Annotated in this window: 20 protein-coding genes; 6 read left to right on the forward strand and 14 right to left on the reverse strand. The window is 74.3% G+C overall.

Features of this window, described 5'->3' with window-relative positions:
* The first annotated feature begins 2 nt into the window (after positions 1 to 2).
* Positions 3 to 647 carry a carboxymuconolactone decarboxylase family protein gene (locus tag WCD41_RS11775; RefSeq protein ID WP_337713618.1) on the forward strand — a complete coding sequence of 215 codons (645 nt, stop codon included), beginning with the start codon at positions 3 to 5 and terminating at the stop codon, positions 645 to 647.
* Positions 648 to 658: 11 nt separating this feature from the next.
* Positions 659 to 1,426, forward strand: a complete 768-nt coding sequence (locus WCD41_RS11780) for an IclR family transcriptional regulator (RefSeq protein WP_337713619.1) — start codon at positions 659 to 661, stop codon at positions 1,424 to 1,426.
* A gap of 36 nt (positions 1,427 to 1,462) precedes the next feature.
* On the opposite strand, the gene WCD41_RS11785 is transcribed toward WCD41_RS11780, so the two are convergent.
* The 3 genes from WCD41_RS11785 to WCD41_RS11795 form a co-directional block, all read right to left on the reverse strand.
* Positions 1,463 to 2,638 (reverse strand): MFS transporter, encoded by a 1,176-nt coding sequence (locus tag WCD41_RS11785; protein ID WP_337714204.1) that lies wholly within the window; start codon positions 2,636 to 2,638, stop codon positions 1,463 to 1,465.
* 124 nt (positions 2,639 to 2,762) lie between these two features.
* On the reverse strand, positions 2,763 to 3,878 hold the full coding sequence (locus WCD41_RS11790) for a PEP/pyruvate-binding domain-containing protein (RefSeq protein WP_337713620.1): 1,116 nt from the start codon (positions 3,876 to 3,878) through the stop codon (positions 2,763 to 2,765).
* A gap of 20 nt (positions 3,879 to 3,898) precedes the next feature.
* Positions 3,899 to 5,716: a PEP-utilizing enzyme gene (locus tag WCD41_RS11795; RefSeq protein WP_337713621.1), complete on the reverse strand. Its 1,818-nt coding sequence runs from the start codon at positions 5,714 to 5,716 to the stop codon at positions 3,899 to 3,901.
* A gap of 104 nt (positions 5,717 to 5,820) precedes the next feature.
* Between WCD41_RS11795 and WCD41_RS11800 the strand changes: the two genes are divergently transcribed.
* On the forward strand, positions 5,821 to 6,576 hold the full coding sequence (locus tag WCD41_RS11800) for an SDR family oxidoreductase (RefSeq protein WP_337713622.1): 756 nt from the start codon (positions 5,821 to 5,823) through the stop codon (positions 6,574 to 6,576).
* Here WCD41_RS11800 and WCD41_RS11805 read toward each other — a convergent pair.
* From WCD41_RS11805 to WCD41_RS11855, 11 genes are all read right to left on the reverse strand, one after another.
* Entirely contained in the window at positions 6,573 to 7,394 is an 822-nt protein-coding gene (locus tag WCD41_RS11805; RefSeq protein ID WP_337713623.1) for an alpha/beta hydrolase, read from the reverse strand. The two genes, WCD41_RS11800 and WCD41_RS11805, sit on opposite strands and share 4 nt — an antisense overlap.
* A 3-nt stretch (positions 7,395 to 7,397) precedes the next feature.
* Complete coding sequence (locus WCD41_RS11810; protein ID WP_337713624.1) at positions 7,398 to 7,994, reverse strand: pentapeptide repeat-containing protein; 597 nt, start codon at positions 7,992 to 7,994, stop codon at positions 7,398 to 7,400.
* Positions 7,925 to 8,128: a hypothetical protein gene (locus WCD41_RS11815; protein ID WP_337713625.1), complete on the reverse strand. Its 204-nt coding sequence runs from the start codon at positions 8,126 to 8,128 to the stop codon at positions 7,925 to 7,927. The genes WCD41_RS11810 and WCD41_RS11815 overlap by 70 nt, the downstream gene beginning before the upstream one ends.
* A gap of 17 nt (positions 8,129 to 8,145) precedes the next feature.
* The gene (locus tag WCD41_RS11820) at positions 8,146 to 8,658 is read right to left on the reverse strand and encodes an SRPBCC family protein (RefSeq protein ID WP_337713626.1); all 513 of its coding nucleotides are present in this window, start codon (positions 8,656 to 8,658) and stop codon (positions 8,146 to 8,148) included.
* Complete coding sequence (locus tag WCD41_RS11825) at positions 8,655 to 8,990, reverse strand: ArsR/SmtB family transcription factor (protein ID WP_337713627.1); 336 nt, start codon at positions 8,988 to 8,990, stop codon at positions 8,655 to 8,657. Before WCD41_RS11825 ends, WCD41_RS11820 begins: the two co-directional genes overlap by 4 nt.
* A gap of 153 nt (positions 8,991 to 9,143) precedes the next feature.
* The gene (locus WCD41_RS11830) at positions 9,144 to 10,379 is read right to left on the reverse strand and encodes a cytochrome P450 (protein ID WP_337713628.1); all 1,236 of its coding nucleotides are present in this window, start codon (positions 10,377 to 10,379) and stop codon (positions 9,144 to 9,146) included.
* 40 nt (positions 10,380 to 10,419) lie between these two features.
* The gene (locus tag WCD41_RS11835) at positions 10,420 to 11,409 is read right to left on the reverse strand and encodes an AraC family transcriptional regulator (RefSeq protein WP_337713629.1); all 990 of its coding nucleotides are present in this window, start codon (positions 11,407 to 11,409) and stop codon (positions 10,420 to 10,422) included.
* A 6-nt stretch (positions 11,410 to 11,415) separates the two neighbouring features.
* Complete coding sequence (locus WCD41_RS11840; RefSeq protein WP_337713630.1) at positions 11,416 to 11,823, reverse strand: tautomerase family protein; 408 nt, start codon at positions 11,821 to 11,823, stop codon at positions 11,416 to 11,418.
* Positions 11,823 to 12,857 (reverse strand): 4-hydroxy-2-oxovalerate aldolase, encoded by a 1,035-nt coding sequence (gene dmpG, locus WCD41_RS11845; RefSeq protein ID WP_337713631.1) that lies wholly within the window; start codon positions 12,855 to 12,857, stop codon positions 11,823 to 11,825. Before dmpG ends, WCD41_RS11840 begins: the two co-directional genes overlap by 1 nt.
* Positions 12,854 to 13,762 (reverse strand): acetaldehyde dehydrogenase (acetylating), encoded by a 909-nt coding sequence (locus WCD41_RS11850; protein WP_337713632.1) that lies wholly within the window; start codon positions 13,760 to 13,762, stop codon positions 12,854 to 12,856. Before WCD41_RS11850 ends, dmpG begins: the two co-directional genes overlap by 4 nt.
* 76 nt (positions 13,763 to 13,838) lie before the next feature.
* Positions 13,839 to 14,561, reverse strand: coding sequence for an IclR family transcriptional regulator (locus WCD41_RS11855; protein WP_337713633.1), 723 nt, complete (start codon positions 14,559 to 14,561; stop codon positions 13,839 to 13,841).
* 108 nt (positions 14,562 to 14,669) lie between these two features.
* On the opposite strand from WCD41_RS11855, the gene WCD41_RS11860 reads away from it, so the two are divergent.
* Genes WCD41_RS11860 through WCD41_RS11870 form a run of 3 tightly spaced genes read left to right on the forward strand, consistent with a single transcriptional unit; the run spans position 14,670 to position 16,752 of the window.
* Positions 14,670 to 15,638: a DODA-type extradiol aromatic ring-opening family dioxygenase gene (locus WCD41_RS11860; protein ID WP_337713634.1), complete on the forward strand. Its 969-nt coding sequence runs from the start codon at positions 14,670 to 14,672 to the stop codon at positions 15,636 to 15,638.
* On the forward strand, positions 15,635 to 16,462 hold the full coding sequence (locus WCD41_RS11865; RefSeq protein ID WP_373695117.1) for a DODA-type extradiol aromatic ring-opening family dioxygenase: 828 nt from the start codon (positions 15,635 to 15,637) through the stop codon (positions 16,460 to 16,462). Before WCD41_RS11860 ends, WCD41_RS11865 begins: the two co-directional genes overlap by 4 nt.
* Positions 16,462 to 16,752: a BMC domain-containing protein gene (locus WCD41_RS11870; protein WP_337698955.1), complete on the forward strand. Its 291-nt coding sequence runs from the start codon at positions 16,462 to 16,464 to the stop codon at positions 16,750 to 16,752. The genes WCD41_RS11865 and WCD41_RS11870 overlap by 1 nt, the downstream gene beginning before the upstream one ends.
* Position 16,753 lies beyond the last annotated feature (1 nt).

The raw sequence follows: 16,753 nt of genomic DNA on the forward strand, positions 1-16,753 counted from the left end.
GCGTGACGATCTCCGTGCACCCGGGCGCCGACGACCGCGACTGGGGCGGACGCCTGCCCCGCAACGAGTCGCTCGACCTCGACGACGAGCAGCGCGCCGCCCGCGACGAGATCGTCGGGCGCTCCGCGCGCTGGGCCGAGCGCTCCGGCTTCGCCCCCACCGACGACCGGGGCGGCCTGATCGGCCCGTTCAATGCCTTCGCGCTGCGCCCGGCGCCCGGGCGGGCCTTCAACCAGTGGGTCCAGACCGACCAGCGCGGCTCGTCGCTGGCGAGGACGATCCGCGAGGTCGTCATCCTCACCGTCGGCGTCGCGTGGCAGGCCGACTACGAGATCTACGCGCACGTCGCCGTCGCCCGGACCGTCGGGCTGTCCGAGACCGTGATCGCGGGCCTGCGCGAGGGCTCCACCGAGGGCTCGACCGACGGCTGGGCGCCCGACGAGCTCGCCGCGCACCGGTTCACCGACGAGCTCGTGCGCAACCACCGCGTCGCGCCGGCGACCTACGCCGCCGCGGAGGAGGCCTTCGGCCGCGACGGCGTGCTCGACATGGTGCACCTCGTCGGCATGTACCTCGCGACCTCGGCCCTGCTCAACGCCTTCGAGATCCCCGCGCCCGAGATCCCGGCGCCCCCGATCCCGGACTAGGTTCACGTCCCGTGGCGGACCGGCCGAGCTGGGAGCTGAGCTCGGTGCGCAACGCCGCGCGGCTGCTCAAGGAGTTCTCGGTCGTCGACCGCGAGCTCGGGGTCGCCGAGCTCGCGCGTCGCCTGGAGCTGGGGACAAGCACCGTGCACCGGCTGCTCGCGACCCTCACCGACGAGCGCCTCCTCGAGCGCGGGCCGGGCGGCACCTACCGGCTCGGCCTGGCGGTGCACGAGCTCGGGGCGAGCGTGGCCCCGCACGTCGGGCTGCACGAGGCGGCGATGCCCGCGATGGCCGGGCTGCGGCACGCGACGGGGGAGACCGTGCAGCTCGCGGTGCTCGACGGGATGGACTCGGTGTACGTCGAGCGCCTGGAGAGCCCGTACACGGTGCGGATCTTCGCGCGGGTGGGGACGCGGCTGCCGGCGACGACGACGAGCACCGGCAAAGTCCTGCTGGCGGCGCTGCCCCCCGAGGAGCTCGACGCCCGCCTCGCCGCGTGGACCCCCGAGCGGCCCACCCCGCACTCGATCGGCGACCCCGCGACGCTGCGCCGGCGCCTGCGCGAGATCGCCGACCGCGGCTGGGCCGACAACCGCGAGGAGAGCAGGCTCGGCGTCGTGTCGGTCGGGGCGCTGATCCGCGACGGCGCGGGGGAGCCGGTGGCCGCGGTGAGCGTCGCCGTGCCGGTGACCCGGGCCGGCGCGGCCGCGATGCGCCGCTACACCACCCTCGTCACCGACACCGCCGAGGTGATCACTCGGCGGCTGGCCCTCACCTGACCATGTGAGTGGAATTCGCGGCTATGGCCGGGAATTTCACGCACGTGGGCGGTGCTGCAGCGCCAGGCTGACGAACGCGACGACGCCGAGCACCGCGACGGCCCCGGCGAACACCATGCCGGAGGTGACCAGGCCGAACGCCGCCGACGCGAGGCCCTCGCCGATCACCGGCAGCGAGATGCCGACGTAGAGGACGAGGAAGAAGCTCGAGGCGACCTCGCTGCGCCGCTCCGGCGGGCTGCCCGCGTTCACGGCCCCGAGCCCGGCGCGGAAGCTCATGCCCTGGCCGACGCCGCCGACGGCAGCGCCCCCCACGAGCAGCGGCAGCGAGGCCAGCCCGATCGCGGCGCCGACGACGAGGATGCCGACGACGAGCGCCGCGCAGCCGATCAGCAGCGCCGGGCGCTCGTGCAGGCGCGAGGACGCGACCTGCCCCAGCGTCGACGCGCCGAGCAGCGTGAACACGACGAGCCCGGTCACGAAGTGGTTCTCGACGTGCAGCACCTGGGTGAGGAACGACGGCGAGACGGCGGTGAACAGGCCGAGCACGGCGAAGCCCGCGAACCCGGCGATCGCCGCGCGGACGAACACCCCGCGTACCTCGGGCGGGACCGAGACCTTCTGCGGACGCCACGACAGCCGCCCGTCGGGGACCTCGATCGGCTCGACGATCGCCCACGTCAGCGCGCCCACCACCAGCACCATCGCGATGTGCACGACGTAGGTGAGGTAGAGCGGTGCCGGGGCGTACTGCGCGAGCGCGCCGGCCACCACGGGCCCGAGGCCCAGACCGAGCATGTTCACCGCGGCGGCGAGCAGGCTGTAGCGCTGCTGGCGGCCCTCCGGTGCCAGGTCGACGATCGCGGCGGTCGCCGTCCCCGTGAAGATGCCGGCCGAGAGCCCGGACAGGACCCGGCCGACGAACAGCGCCGGGGTGCTGTCCGGGATCAGGAACACCGCGCTGGAGATCGCGGCGAGCGCGAGGCCCGGCAGCAGCACCGCGCGGCGGCCGAGCTGGTCGGACAGGCGCCCGAACAGCAGCAGGGCGATGGTGACGCCGACGGCATACGCCGCGAAGACCAGCGCGACCATCACGCCGCCGAAGCCCAGCTCGCGCTCGTAGAGCGGGTAGAGCGGCGTCGGCATCGTCGCGCCGAGCATCGTCACGAGGAACGCGAGGGCGACGACGACGGCCGCGGTCGGGCCGCGCAGGCCCCGTGCGGCGGTGGTGGTGCCGGTCGACGAGCTGATGGTGGTCCTCCGTCCGGTCGCGCGCCGGACGGCGTGTTCCCCGGCCGCGCCACGCTCACGCCGACGCGGCCGGGGATGTGACCGACTAGCGTCCCGGGATCGGCTTGCCCGAGAACAGGTACTTCTGGGCCAGCGCCACGGGGTCGTAGGCGGTTGGCGCGGCCTCCTCCGGCGCCGCGGTCACCGTCACGGGCCGGGTCTGCACGATGCAGACCGGGTCGCCCGCGCGGCGGTGCCGTCCGATCACCCACTCGACGTCGACCGGGTAGCCGTAGTGCTCCTCGATGGCGCGCACGGCCGAGGCGATGGCGCCGACCTGCTCGTCGTCGAGCACCTGCCGGTCGGCGAGCTTGGCGGGCATGTCGATCTCGGTGACCGCGCCGACCGCGAAGTCGAACGCCGAGACGATCCTCTTGTGGGCGACCTCGTACTTGAGCACCCGGCCGTCGGACTTGCCGATCTCGACGTGGTCGGGGTCGACGAGGCCCTGCACGATCGCCTCGCCCCAGCCCCAGCTGGTCTCGACGACGATGCGGTCGGCCTTGCCGGTCACGGGGTGCACCGAGAACGCGACCCCGGACGCCCGGGCGTGGATGAGCTCGATGACGCCGACGGCGATCGGCATCGCGTGGTGGCTGATGCCCTTGCGCAGGCGGTAGGCGAGCGCGCGGGCGGTGAACAGCGAGCCCCAGCAGTTGCGCACGGCGTCGAGCACCCGCTCGATCCCCGACACCCCGAGGTAGGTGTCGAAGATGCCCGCGAACGACGCGTCGGCGGCGTCCTCACCGGTGGCCGACGAGCGCACCGCCACCGGCACGTTGACGTCGACGCAGCGCAGGCAGAGCTCCTCGTAGGCCTCGGTGAGCCGCGCGGTGAGGTGCTCGCCGACGGGGGTGTCCCGGAACATCGCCCGGATCTCCGCCGACGCCGCCTCGACCTCGGCGTCGCTCGGCGACTCCCCGAGGCGGCCGATCACCGCGTCGATCCGCCCGTCGAGCCCCGACTCCCGGCAGTGCCGCGCGTAGGCCTCGACGCTGACGGCGAAGCCCTGCGGCACCTGGACGCCGGACTGCAGCAGCTCGGCGAGGCGGCCCATCTTCGAGCCGCCGGCCGCGATGGCCCGCTCCGGCGCGACCTCGTCGATCCAGACGATGGCCTCGCAGCTGTGTCCCGCCGGTCCGGCGAGGTCGGCCGCGGTCATGGGTACCTCCGGGGCGGCGGTCACCCGGCGACTCCCGCGGGGGCGTCGGCCGTGGTGTCCGCGGTGGTGGTGGATGCCTTGGTGATGATCGTGACCGTGCCGGTGGTGCCGTCCACCTCGATCTCGTCGCCGTCGGCGATCGACATCGTGGCGACGCCGAGCGCGGTGACGGTCGGGACGCCGTACTCGCGTCCGACGATCGCCGCGTGGGAGAGCATGCCACCGCCGTCGCAGGCCGCGCCCGCGATCTTGCCGAAGACCGGCGTCCAGCTCGGGGACGTGGACTCGCAGACGAGGATCGACCCCGGCTCGAGCCGGTGCATCTCGTCGGAGGACTGCAGGACGCGCGCGATGCCGCGGGCGGTGCCCTTGGCCGCGGCGACGCCCTTCATCACCGTCTGCTGGGCGGCGTCGGGGTTCTGGACGGCCTTGATCGCGGACGGGTTGAGCCCGAAGATCTCGATGAGCACCGGGTCCTCGACGGCCTCGGGGATGGTCCCGAGCACCTTGGGCATCTCGCCGCGCTTCGAGAACCAGTGGTCGAAGTACTGGCGGCGCTCGCCGACGAGGCTCTTGAGCTCGCCCTGGTACGGCCGGCGTCCGCTCGCGACGTCCATGAGCTCCGGCCAGAACAGGTAGAGCATGTCGTCCTTGTTGTCGGCGTTCTCGCGCCGCGCCAGCTCCTGGCAGCCCCACCGCAGCGGGAGCATGACCTTGAGGTCGATGTAGTAGTTGTGGTCGTCCTGCCACCAGGGGAAGTTCGCCTCCTGGTTGGACCGCAGGCCGGCGTCGAAGACGGCCTGCTCCTCCTTGGTCAGGCCGGAACGGGCGTTCTCGATGGCCTCCTCGCGCTCGGCCATCGCGTTGCGGGCCGCGGCCTCGAAGTCGTGCTCGTCGTCCTTCTTGAGGAAGGTCTTGATCAGTCCGAGCGGGATCGTGTTGTCCTCGATCCAGCTCGGTACGCCGACGTCGCAGGTGGCCTCGGCGCGCCAGCCGTAGACCTGCAGGAAGTCGTCGAACTCGGTGAGCCACGGTCCGGCGCCGGGCTCGCGGCCGAGGGCCGCGCGCAGCTCGTGCGGCTCGTGGGTCTCGAAGACCTGCTCGAGCCCGGCCTCGCGGGCCCGCATCGCGAGCCGGTAGACGCCGCGGTCGGTCTCCATGATCTTGGTGTCCTCGCCCTGGAGGAACTTGCCGATCTCGCTGGGGTTGATCCCCATGTCGGCGCAGGCGCCGTAGAACCCGAGGAAGTTCGCCAGCATCGGGTACATGACGCCGAAGTGGATCTCCATCGAGCGCTTGTGGTAGCGCCGGCCCTGCGTCAGCAGCTCGGTGAGGTCCGGGGTGCCGGTGAAGTCGACGCCGCGGAAGTACTGCCAGGTGGCCTCGAGCTCGTCGCGGCCGGCCTCCCAGATCGAGCGGTAGTTCGCGAGGAAGTGGGGGAGGTTGGTCCCGATGCGGTTGGCGCGCGCACCGATCTCGCGCGGGTCGGTCTCGGGGAGCGCGCAGCCGTAGAGGTGGGTGCCGGCGAACCGCGCGGTGATGCCGCGGCCGGGCGGCAGCGGCAGCGCCTCGGCCGCGTGCTGGGTGCCCCAGCAGTAGCCGTCGGAGCTCCACAGCGTGGCGGCGAGCGGGGTCAGGCCGCGCGACCAGTGGAAGTCCAGGAACCAGAAGCCCTGCTCGTCCCCGGGCCGGAACGGGCTCGCGGGGTCGACGATGTACGGCGACTCGAAGTGCTCCGGCTTGAAGCCCGGGTACCACTCGCCCGTGGCGTACTCGTCCACCGGCACCACGTTGGCCATCTGGTCCTCCTCGTCGATGAGCGCTGGATCACCGTTCATCCCCGTGGGTCTGTGATGCAAGCAACACGTTCCGCCACCGCGAACGTTGCCCGCCACCGAACGGGCGCGGACGCGTCACCCGGATGTCCTTAAGGTCACGGAGCATGACCGAGCCGCTCGCCGTCGTCGTCGGTGCCACCGGGGCCCTGGGCGGGGCGATCGCGCACCGCCTGCGCGCCCGGGGGCTGCCCGTGCTCGCCGTGGCCCGGTCGGCCGACGCGCTCGCCGCGCTGTCGGCCGACGACGAGGGCATCGCGGGGTGCGCGACCGACATCGGCGACGACGCCGCGGGCGAGGCGATCACCGCCGCGCTGAACGAGCGGGACCTCCCGGTGCGGATGGTCGTGCAGGCCGCGGGCCTGCCCGCGCTCGGCGGTCTGGACGCCGTCGAGCCGTCCGCGCTGGGCGCCGCGGTCGCGCTGAAGCTCGGGGGCCTGCTGCGGCTCGTGCGCGCCGCCGACCCGTGGCTGGGGGAGGCGTCGCGGATCGTCGCGCTCGGCGGGCACTACGGCGCCGAACCCTCGCCGCACGTGCCGGGCGCGGGCGTCACCAACGCCGCCCTGGCGAACCTCGTCCGCCAGCTCGCCGACGCCTACGGGTCCCGCGGGATCACCGCGCACCTCGTCGCGCCGGGCCCCGCCGACACCGACCGACTGCGCCGCCTCTCCGCCGCCCAGGCGTCGTCCCGGGGCGTCGACGTCGAGGACGTTCTCGCCGAGCGCCGTGACGAGTCGCCACTGGGCGCGCTCGTCACCCCCCACCAGGTCGGGTGGGCGGTCGCGACCCTGCTGGACCCGGAGGCGTCCGCGCTCACCGGCTCGACCCTCGCGCTCGACATGGGCGCCCGCCGGGGCATCTAGATCCGGTCGGCCAGACCGACGACGGCCCCGACGACCGCCGGTCCGTGCCCGAGCACGGCGTCGTTGTGGTCGGCGCCGGGGACGGCCACGACGGCGCCGCCCGCGGCGTCCGCCACCGCCCGGCTCTGCGCCGGCGGGATCGTCCGGTCGGCCTCGCCCAGGACCACGGTCGTGGGCACACCCGCGCGGGCGACCAGCTCGGTGACGGGGAAGCGGTCGGCGAGCAGGGCCCGCACCGGCAGGAACGGGTAGACGCGCTCGCCGACGGCCGGGAGGTCGACGAACGGCGAGCGCAGCACCATCCCGGCCGCTGACCCCGGGTTCTCCGCGGCCAGCCGCGCGACGACCGCCGACCCGAGGCTCTCCCCGAGGAGGAGCAGGCGCCGCGGCGGGACGCCGCGCTCCCGCACGAGGTGGTCCTGGGCCGCGCGGGCGTCGAGGGCGAGCCTCTCCTCGCTCGGGCGGCCCGGGTTGCCGCCGAAGCCGCGGTAGTCGAAGAGCAGCACGTCGAGACCCCGGGCGCTCAGCGCCGCGGCCAGTGGTGCGCGCGCGGAGCGGTCGCCCGCGTTGCCGTTCGCGACGAGGACGGTCACCTCCCGGCGCTCGCCGCGCGCCGGCACGAACCACGCGCCGAGCGTGAGGCCGTCGGCGGTGGTGAGGGTGACGTCCTGCGCCTCGGCGAGCGCCGAGGCCGCCGGGGCGACCGGTCCGTCCGGGGGCAGGTAGACGAGCTCGCGCTGGAACAGCCACAGGGTGCCGATGCCGACGAGGGCGGCCACGAGCAGCAGCCCGGCCACGGTCGCGATCCGCCGCCCCACGGCTCAGAGCACCTGCAGGCCGAGCGCCCGGCACACGTCGGAGGCCTGCTCGGCGGAGACGATCGCCCCGCGCAGGAGCGCCGGGGTCTCCGGGGTGATCTCGCCGAGGTCGGCGCCGCGCAGGTCGGCGCCCTCGAGCCGCGCGTGCGCGAGATCGGTGCCGCGCAACGCGCAGTCGGTGAGGACGGCCTCGCGCAGATCGGCCCCGGAGAGATCGGCGTCGGAGAGGTCGACGCGCTCGACACGCCAGCCCCGCAGCGCGGCGTCGGCGAGGCGGGCGAGGGCGAGCGAGCACCCGTCCACCGAGAACGTGACCGCGAGGCTGCGCATCCCGGTGAGGTCGGCGCCGATCATGCGGCAGTCGCGGAACACGGTGTCGGTGAGGCGGGCGCCGACGAGGCGGGCGCGGGACAGGTCGACGCCGGTGAACGTCGCGTCGGTGAGGTCGGCGTCGGACAGGTCGGCCTCGGCGAGGGAGCCGCTCTCGACGGTCGCGCCGTCGAGGACCGCGCCGCGCAGCCGGGTCCGCGTCAGGTCACAACGCTCCAGCGTCGCGGCGCCGAGGTCGACCCCGAGAGGTCCAGCTCGCCGAGCCGACACCGTCGCAGCACCCACCGCCCGCCGTTGCTCAGCGCGTCGCGGACCGCCTCGGGGTCGGCTCGCGTGAAGTCGACGTCGGTGACCTCGGGGCCACGGGAGAGGGCCTCGAGGGCTTCGAGGGCGTCGGTCGTCACGGACGCCGAGTCTGCCGTCAGCCGGGGATGGCGGCGCCCGAGGGGACGCCGGCGGCGACGTACGCCTCGTAGAGCTCCTCCCATGCCGGGGTGCGGCCGCCCGGCGCCCCGCCGGGTGTGCCGGCCAGGGCGTTGTCCAGGGCGTCCAGGCAGAGCTCCCAGCCCGCGGCGTTGCGCGCGGCGCCGTCGCGCTCGTCCATGACGTGGGTGAAGGTCAGCCGGGTGCGCCCGTCGCGCAGCGTCTCGACCTCGAACCAGAGCTGCTCGCCGTCCCAGGAGAACCCGACCCGGTGCGGGGGCTCGTGGGCCAGGACCTCGCCCGTCCCGCCGTCGCCGTCCTCCTCGAAGGAGTAGACGATCGCGGCGCCCGGCGTCCACGCCTCCGGTGCGACCGTCGCGGGGAACCAGTGCGCGAGCTCGTCGGGCGTGGTGAGCAGCGCGAACACCCGCTCGGCGGGGTGGTCGTACTCGCGGACGAAGCGCAGCGCCGGGCGTCCGTCGATCTCGGTGTAGCTGCCGGTGGGGCTCACGGGGTGTCCTCCCTCTGGGTCTGCTCGAGGCGCCGTCCGAGGGCGTCGAGGCTGTCGGACCACAGCTGCCGGTAGGGCGCGAGCCAGGCGTCGAGGGCGACGAGCGGCGCCGGGTCGACCTCGTAGACCCGGCGTTGCGCCTCGGCCCGGGCCCGCACCAGCCCCGCCTCGCGCAGCACCCTGAGGTGCTTGGACGTGCTGGGCTGGCTGAGATCGAGCAGGTCGACGAGCTCCCCGACGGCCCGGGGCCGCTCGCGCAGGAGCCCGAGCATCGCCCGCCGGTGCGGGTCGGCGAGCGCCGTCCACGTCCCGGCGTCCGGAGCGGTGGTCACGGCGCCGAGCATGCCGTAGACGGAATATGCCGCGCAAGGCATGGAGGAGGCTGCTCGCCTCCGCATCCCCGCCGATCTCGAGTGATCAACGGGGACTTTGCGCGCCTAGAAGCAGCGAGCAGCGCGTTCGCTGCCACACCGGCAAGCGAACGCTCACCACGCCACGTCGAGCGTCTCCAGGCCGCGGAAGAAGTAGCTCGCGATGTAGCTCGGCGCGTAGCCCTCGGCCAGGCGCAGGGTCGGGAGGCGCCGGATCAGCGTCTCGAGGGCGACGCGGATCTCCGCCCGCGCCATCGGGGCGCCGGGGCAGACGTGCAGGCCGCGGCCGAAGGCGAGGTGGTCGCGGACGTTGGCGCGGTCGATGTCGACGACGTCGGGGTCGGGGAACGTCGTCTCGTCGCGGTTCCCGGAGCCGAAGAGCAGCAGCACCATCGTGCCGGCCGGGAGGTCGGTGCCGCCGAGGACGGTGTCGCGGGTGGTGACGCGGAACAGCCCGCGGTGCGGGGCGTCGCGGCGCAGGACCTCCTCGGTGACCTTCGGGATCGCCTTCGCGGGGTCGTCGAGCACGCGGGCGTGCACGTCCGGGTTCTGCAGGATCGCCAGCACCGTCGCGGTGATCGCGTCACGGGTGGTGTCGAAGCCCGCGACGCGGGCGGCCCCGCGGACGACGTTGATGACGTAGTCGTCGTCGAGGCCGGGGAAGCCGTGGGCGCCGTGCACCAGGTCGGAGATCAGATCCTCGCGCCGGTGCGCGCGCCGCTCGTCGATGAGGGCCTGCAGGTAGACCGTGTAGTCGGCCATCCGGCGGGCGGAGGCGATGCGCTCGTCGAGCGGGGCGAGCAGGTTCCAGAGCATGTTGACGTCGTCGGTCCACTGCTGGATCCGCTCGCCGTCCTCGGCGGGGAAGCCGATGATCGCGTTGATCACCGACTGTACGAACGGGACCGCGTAGCCGGCAACCAGATCTGCCCGCCCCGATGCGAAGCCGTCGATGAGCGACTCGGCCGTCGCCCGCATCGTCGGCAGCATCGCCCGCACGCGAGCGCCGGTGAAGCCGGCGTCGAACACCCGCCGGATCGGGTGGTGCGCGGGCTCGTCCTCGTTGACGACGGCGTTGGTCTCCGGGACGTTGCCCTCCCGCAGGACCTCGGTGACCTCCGGCGGGTTCCAGTAGATCTTCGGGACCGCGACGGCCGACGAGTAGGTCGCCGGGTCGTCGATGACGGTGGTCAGGTCGTCGTACCGGGTGACCATGTACGCGCCCAGGACCGGGTTGATCATCGGCGAGTGGGCGCGGGCCTCGCGGTAGAACAGGTGCGGGTCCTCCCGGTGCGGGCTGACCATCGGGTTGAACTCGAGTGCGGGGCTGCTCTCGTCGGTGGCGGTCACGGCGCTGTGCCTCCCGGGGCGGCGTGGTGGGCCCTCGACGCTAGGTGTGGCCCGGCTCACCCGTCGATCCGCGCGCGGTAGCCCGTGCGCCGGATCCGGCAGTGCGCGAGGGCGGCTCGCCGAAGGCCTCGCGGTACGCCCGGGCGAAGCGGCCGAGATGGGTGAAACCCCAGCGCATGGCCACCTCGGCCACGTTGCCGTGCCCCGCGGCGAGGTCGTCGCGGGCGCGGCGCAGGCGTACGCCGCGGACCAGGGCCATGGGGGAGACGCCGTGGTGGCGGGCCATGCCGTCGCGCAGCCCCCGCGCGCTGACGCCGGCGACCTCGGCGAGCGAGGCGACCGTCCAGGGGTGCTCGGGCCGCTCGACGACGGCGGCCACGGCCCGGCGGATCGACTGCGGCCCCACGGCCGCGGCGGGCACGGCGAGGGCGTCGCGGTACGGGTGGTCGACGGTGTGCAGCAGGCCCGCGACGACGGCCTCGACCAGGGGCCGCATCACCCGCGGGTCGGCGGCGAGGCCCCGCGGGTCGGCGGCGAGGTCGGCGAGCGCGCGCACCAGTGACCACCACCGCCGGCCGTCCGGCGACGCGAGGTCGATCGTCGGCGCCAGCGCCACCGCACCGCGCACCGGCCGGTCGAGCAGGGCCGTGAGCTGGTCCTCCAGCGCGCCGCGATCGATCTTCAGCCCGAACAGCCGCCCGCCCTCCGCCCACCCGTGCAGGCGGGCGGTGCCGTCGGGCCGGTAGACCGCCGCGGTCGCCGCGGTGGAGCACACGTCGGCGCGCCCGCTGCGGGTGCGCAGGACGCCGTCCAGGGCGATGTTGACCTCGTAGCCGGTGGCCAGCTCCCCGGTCTCGATCACCACCTCGCCGCCGTAGGACAGCACCCCGGCCGCGACCGGCCCGAGGTCCACGGCCGAGAGCGACATCGAGAACTCGGCGGGGTCGTGCAGCATCGTCAGCCGGTGCGGGAAGTAGATCTCCGCACACTGCGCCCGGGCCTGGTCCGGGTCCGAGGTGCTGACGTGCACGGCGGCCTACCCCTTCGCCGCCCGCGCCGCGATCTCCTCGCGCCGGGCGCCGGAGGCCGGGACGCCGCCGATCGCCCAGTCGTCCGGCGGCACCTGGATGATCCGCCCGCGCACGCGGGAGCGCTCCACCCCGAGCACGTCGACGATCAGGTCGGTGACCTCGGCGAGCAGGCGGTGGCGCTGCTCGACCGGCCGGCCCTCCAGGACGATCGCGGTGAAGTACGGCGCGGGTGCGGCGTGCGTCGCCCCGCCGACGGCCCAGTGATCCGGCGCGTGCAGCGTCAGGGACGCCCGCACCCGCTCGATCGGCGACTCCAGCACCTCGGCGTAGCGGCGGCTCAGGAGCTCGAGCAGCTGCGCGTGCTGGGCGGGGGAGTGGTCGCCCTCGACGAGGTGGAGCTCCAGGACCGGCATCAGCCCTGCTCGCGCTCGCGGGCCAGCTCCAGGGCGATGTCGATGATCATGTCTTCCTGGCCGCCGACGAGGCCCAGCTCGCCGCAGCGCCGCAGGATGTCGGGCACGGGGACCTTGTAGCGCTCGCCCGCGTGCTCTGCGTGCAGCAGGAAGCTGGAGTACACGCCCGCCCAGCCCTGGGTGATGGCGTTGCGGTCCATCTTCGGCCAGCGGTGCAGGAACGGGCGCACGACGTCCTCGGCGGCGTCGAGCAGCGCGGTGACGTCGACGCCGGTGGAGATGCCCATGCGGTCGAACACCGCGGCGAGGACCTCCGTCGGCGAGTTGCCCGACCCCGCGCCGAGGGCGCACAGGGAGCCGTCGATCTCCTTGACGCCGAGCTCCGCGGCGATCACGGAGTTCGCGACGCCCATCGAGAGGTTCTGGTGGCCGTGGTAGCCGACCCACGCCTCGTCGCCGACCTCGGCGAGCAGCGCCTCGAACCGCGCTCGCGCGTCGTTCATGAGCAGCGCGCCCGCCGAGTCGGTGACGTACGGGCATTGGCACCCGGCGTCGACCATGATCCGGGCCTGCTTCGCGAGGTCCTCCGGTGGCGTGCGGTGGGCCATCATGAGGAAGCCGACGGTCTCCATGCCCAGGTCGCGGGCCACCCCGAAGTGCTGGGGCGAGACGTCGGCCTCGGTGCAGTGGGTGGCGACGCGGACGACGTCGGCGCCGGCATCGCGGGCCCGGCGCAGGTCCTCGACCGTCCCGATCCCGGGCACGAGCAGCACCGCGATCTTCGCCTGCTTCGCCTCCTCGCGCGCCGCGGCGATCAGCGTCAGCTCGTCGGTGTGCGAGAAGCCGTAGTTGAAGCTCGAGCCGCCGAGACCGTCGCCGTGGGTGACCTCGATGACCTCGACACCGGCGCGGTCGAGCGCGCGGACGGTGTCGCGCACCTGCGCCTCGGTGAACTGGTGCGCCTGGGCGTGGCTGCCGTCGCGCAGCGTGGTGTCGGTGATCCGGACGTCGTGCCGGATCTGGGGCCTGCTCATGCCGCCACCTCCGTCATGTCCGCGGCGACCAGCTCGCCCACCTGCGCGGCGGCGGCGGTCATGATGTCGAGGTTGCCTGCGTAGGAGGGCAGGTAGTCGCCGTTGCCCTTGACCTCGAGGAACACCGCGACGCGACCGCGTCCGCCCCACTTCTCCGACGGCGGGTCGAACTGCGGCTCCGCGCGCAGCGTGTAGCCCGGGACGTACTGCTGGACGCGGGTGACCATGTCGTGCACCGAGGCCGACACGGCGTCGGTGTCGGCGCCCTCGGGCAGGGAGCAGAACACCGTGTCCCGCATGATCATCGGCGGCTCGACGGGGTTGAGGATGATGATCGCCTTGCCGCGCTCGGCGCCCCCGACCTCCTCGACGGCCCGCGCCGTGGTCTGGGTGAACTCGTCGATGTTGGCGCGCGTGCCCGGGCCTGCCGAGCGCGAGGCCGTCGACGCGACGATCTCCGCGTAGGCCACCGGCGCGACGCGGGAGACCGCGGCGACGATCGGGATGGTCGCCTGGCCGCCGCAGGTGATCATGTTGATGTTCGGGGCGTCGAGGTGCTCGGGCATGTTCACCGCCGGGCACACCATCGGCCCGAGGTGCGCGGGCGTCAGGTCGATCGCCCTGATGCCCGCGTCGGAGTAGCGCGGGGCGTTCGCGACGTGCGCCTTCGCCGACGTCGCCTCGAAGACGATCCGCGGCAGCGGGTCCTGGCGCAGCAGCCAGTCGACGCCCTCGGCCGACGCGGGCACGCCGGCCGCCCGCGCCCGTTCCAGCCCGTCGGACTCGACCACGCCGACCATCGCGGTGACCTCGATCCGCGCGCTGCGGGCGAGCTTGGCCAGCAGGTCGGTGCCGATGTTGCCCGGACCGACGATCGCGGCCGGGACCTTCGCAGGCGCACTCATGCCCGCAGAGTGGCACCGCCCACCGACACCGCGGAACCGCCGCGTTCCACTGACCGGGACGAGAGGGCCGGGGACGTCAGGCGACGAGGTGGCGCCCGGCCCGGGCCGCGGCCTCGACGACGTCCTCGGTGCTGCGGGCGAGCACGGCCCGGGTGAACAGCGGCGAGGGGCCGGCCACGGACAGTCCGCCGACCGGGCGCCCGTCGGCGTCGACCACCGGCGCCGCCACCGACGTCCGCCCCGCCTGGAAGGTCGAGGACACGACGTACCCGGCGCGCCGGGCGGCGCCGAGCTCGTCGTGCAGGGCGGCGCGGTCCGGCGGGGCGAGGCGCTCGTCGCGGCAGAGCCGCTCGACGCGCTCGTCGACCTCCTCCGGCGGGAGCCGCGAGAGCGCGGCCTTGCCACAGCCGCCGCGCCACGCCGGCGCCCGCAGCCCGACCCGGTTGTCCATCGGCGCCCGCACCGGGCCCGCCTCCCGGTGCAGGTAGACGGTCCAGCCCCCGACGAGCTGCGCGACGTGCACCTCCTGCCCGGCGGTGCGGCGCAGCCCGCCGAGGCCGCCCTCGACGGCGGCGACGAGCCCGGTGCGCTCGATGATCTGTCCCGCGAGCCCGACCAGCAGCGGGCCGAGCCTCCAGCCGCGTCCCGGGACGGTCTCGAGGAGCCCCTCGGCGGCGAGGGTGCCCGCGAGCACGTGCACCGTGCTGCGCGGGATGCCGGTGCGCGTGGCCAGGGCGCGCGTGGAGAGCACGTCGCTGGTCGGGCCGAAGGCGCGCAGCAGGACGGCGGACTTGCTCACCGCCGCCACCGTCACCCGTTCGAGGATGCTCCGCCCGGGAATCCGGTGTCCAGCACCGCGGGACGCCCGCCTGGGTGGGCGCGGTGTCGCTGCCTAGCGTTCCCGGCCATGGCGCGTGTGTTCCAGGTCACGGCGGGCAGCAGCCGGTCGGGCCGGCGACGAGCGGGGCAGCCGACCCCGGCGCCGGTCGAGCCTGCGCTGGCCCGCCGCGCCGGCATCGTCGCGGGCTACCTCGCGCCGCACCCGCCGCACCTGGTCTACGCCGAGAACCCGCCCCAGAACGAGCCCCGGTCGACCGGTGGCTGGGAGGTGCTGCGCTGGGGCTACGAGGAGCTGCGGCGCCGGCTGCGGGCCCACCGGCCCGACGTGCTCGTGGTGCACGCGCCGCACTGGATCACCATGGTCGGCCACCACGTGAACTGCGTGCCGAACCCGCGCGGGCTCTCCGTCGAGCCGATCTTCCCGCACCTGTTCCGCTACCACTACGACTTCCGCACCGACGTCGACCTCGCCGAGGCGATCGTCGAGGAGGGGGAGCGCGCGGGCCTGGTCACGAGCGCGATGCGCGAGGACGGGGTGCGCGTCGACTACGCGACGATCGGGGCGCTGCACCTGGCCAACCCCGACTGGGACCTCCCGGTCGTGTCGCTCTCGGCCAACAACAACCCCTACTTCTACTCCGACGCGTCGCTGGCCGAGATGGAGACGCTGGGCGAGGCGACACGGACGGCGATCGAGAAGACGGGCCGCCGCGCGGTGCTGCTGGCGTCGAACTCGCTCTCCCACCTGCACTGGGACACCGAACCGGACCTGCCCGAGGACATGGGCGTCGAGCGGCCCTTCACCCACGCGCAGTACGCGGGCGACATGGAGCTGCTGCAGACCATCCGCGAGGGCCCGACGGCGCGGCTCAAGGAGGCCGTGCCCGCGCACATCGAGGCCACGTCGTCGGAGACCAAGGCCGGCAGCCTGACGTGGCTGATGGCAGCGATGGGCTGGCCCGCGATCGCCGGCGACGTGCTCGCCTACGGCACGGTCATCGCCACCGGGAACGCGGTCGTGGAATGGGTCCCGTGATGGTGCCGGCAGCCCTCGTCCCCGCGATGCCCCACCTCCTCGCCGGCGACCCCGCCGCGAGCTGGGCCGAGCTGGCCGCGGCGACGCGCAACGTCGGCGACCGCCTGCGCGCGGCGGGCGTGGACACCGTCCTGCTGCTCTCGACGCAGTGGTTCACGGTGCTGGGCCACCAGGTGCAGTGCGACGACCGGCTCCGCGGGCGGCGCACCGACGAGAACTGGTACGCCCACGACTACGGGCACCTCGACCACGACCTCGCGGTCGACAGCGAGCTCGCCCACGCCTGGGCGGACGCCATCGACGCCGCGGGCCTGCAGGCCCGGCGCACGCGCTACGACGGCTTCCCGGTCGACACGGGCACGGTCGTCGCCTCGAGGCTCCTCGACCCCGGGAACGAGGGTCGCTGGGCTCAGGTGTCCTGCAACCTCTACGCCGACCCGTCGGCGATGGCGACGGTGGCCGCGGCCGGGGTGCGCGCGGCCGAGGGCCTCGGGCGGCGCGCCGGCGTCGTCGCCGTCAGCGGCCTGTCGTCCGGGCTGACCCCGCGTTGGATCCGCCCGTCCGAGGACCGCGCCCCGCCCGAGCACGACCGCTGGAACCGCAAGGTCCTCGACGCGATCCGCGCCGGCGACCGCGACGCGGTGCTGGCGATGCGCGAGGAGTTCGCCGCGGCGGCGCAGGCCGACAGCCAGTTCCGGGCGTTCGCGTTCCTGGACGGCAGCGGCGCGGTGGACCGGCCGGGCGAGGTCCTGGCGTACGGGCCGGTGTGGGGCACGGGCGCAGCGGTCGTCTGGTGGGGCGAGTCAACCGGGAGGGAGACCTGATGGCACGGGCAGTGGGGTTCATCGAGGCCGAGGGGTTCGTGCCGGTGTTCGACGCGGTCGACGCCATGGTCAAGGCGACCGAGGTCGAGGTCCAAGGGGCGGTGCGCCTCGGCGGCGGGCTCGTCGCCGTGGCCGTGACCGGCGACCTCGCGACGGTCGAGGAGGCCGTGGAGGTCGGCGAGGAGGTCGCGCGGGCGGTGTCCGGCCGCGCGGTGAAGTCGATCGTGTTCGCTAGCCCGTGCGTGCCGGTCCAGGCGCTGGCGGGCGACATGGCGATGGTGGGGAGCTGAG

This window comes from Actinomycetospora aeridis, assembly GCF_037400275.1.
GTDB classification, from domain to species: domain Bacteria; phylum Actinomycetota; class Actinomycetes; order Mycobacteriales; family Pseudonocardiaceae; genus Actinomycetospora; species Actinomycetospora aeridis.

Bases quoted from the DNA above. Each gene is read 5' to 3' on its own strand.
- WCD41_RS11860 (WP_337713634.1), top strand. From the start codon at position 14,670: ATGGCGCGTGTGTTCCAGGTCACGGCGGGCAGCAGCCGGTCGGGCCGG.
- WCD41_RS11795 (WP_337713621.1), bottom strand. From the start codon at position 5,716: ATGAACGGTGATCCAGCGCTCATCGACGAGGAGGACCAGATGGCCAAC.
- dmpG (WP_337713631.1), bottom strand. From the start codon at position 12,857: ATGAGCAGGCCCCAGATCCGGCACGACGTCCGGATCACCGACACCACG.
- WCD41_RS11800 (WP_337713622.1), top strand. From the start codon at position 5,821: ATGACCGAGCCGCTCGCCGTCGTCGTCGGTGCCACCGGGGCCCTGGGC.
- WCD41_RS11790 (WP_337713620.1), bottom strand. From the start codon at position 3,878: ATGACCGCGGCCGACCTCGCCGGACCGGCGGGACACAGCTGCGAGGCC.
- WCD41_RS11870 (WP_337698955.1), top strand. From the start codon at position 16,462: ATGGCACGGGCAGTGGGGTTCATCGAGGCCGAGGGGTTCGTGCCGGTG.
- WCD41_RS11850 (WP_337713632.1), bottom strand. From the start codon at position 13,762: ATGAGTGCGCCTGCGAAGGTCCCGGCCGCGATCGTCGGTCCGGGCAAC.
- WCD41_RS11840 (WP_337713630.1), bottom strand. From the start codon at position 11,823: ATGCCGGTCCTGGAGCTCCACCTCGTCGAGGGCGACCACTCCCCCGCC.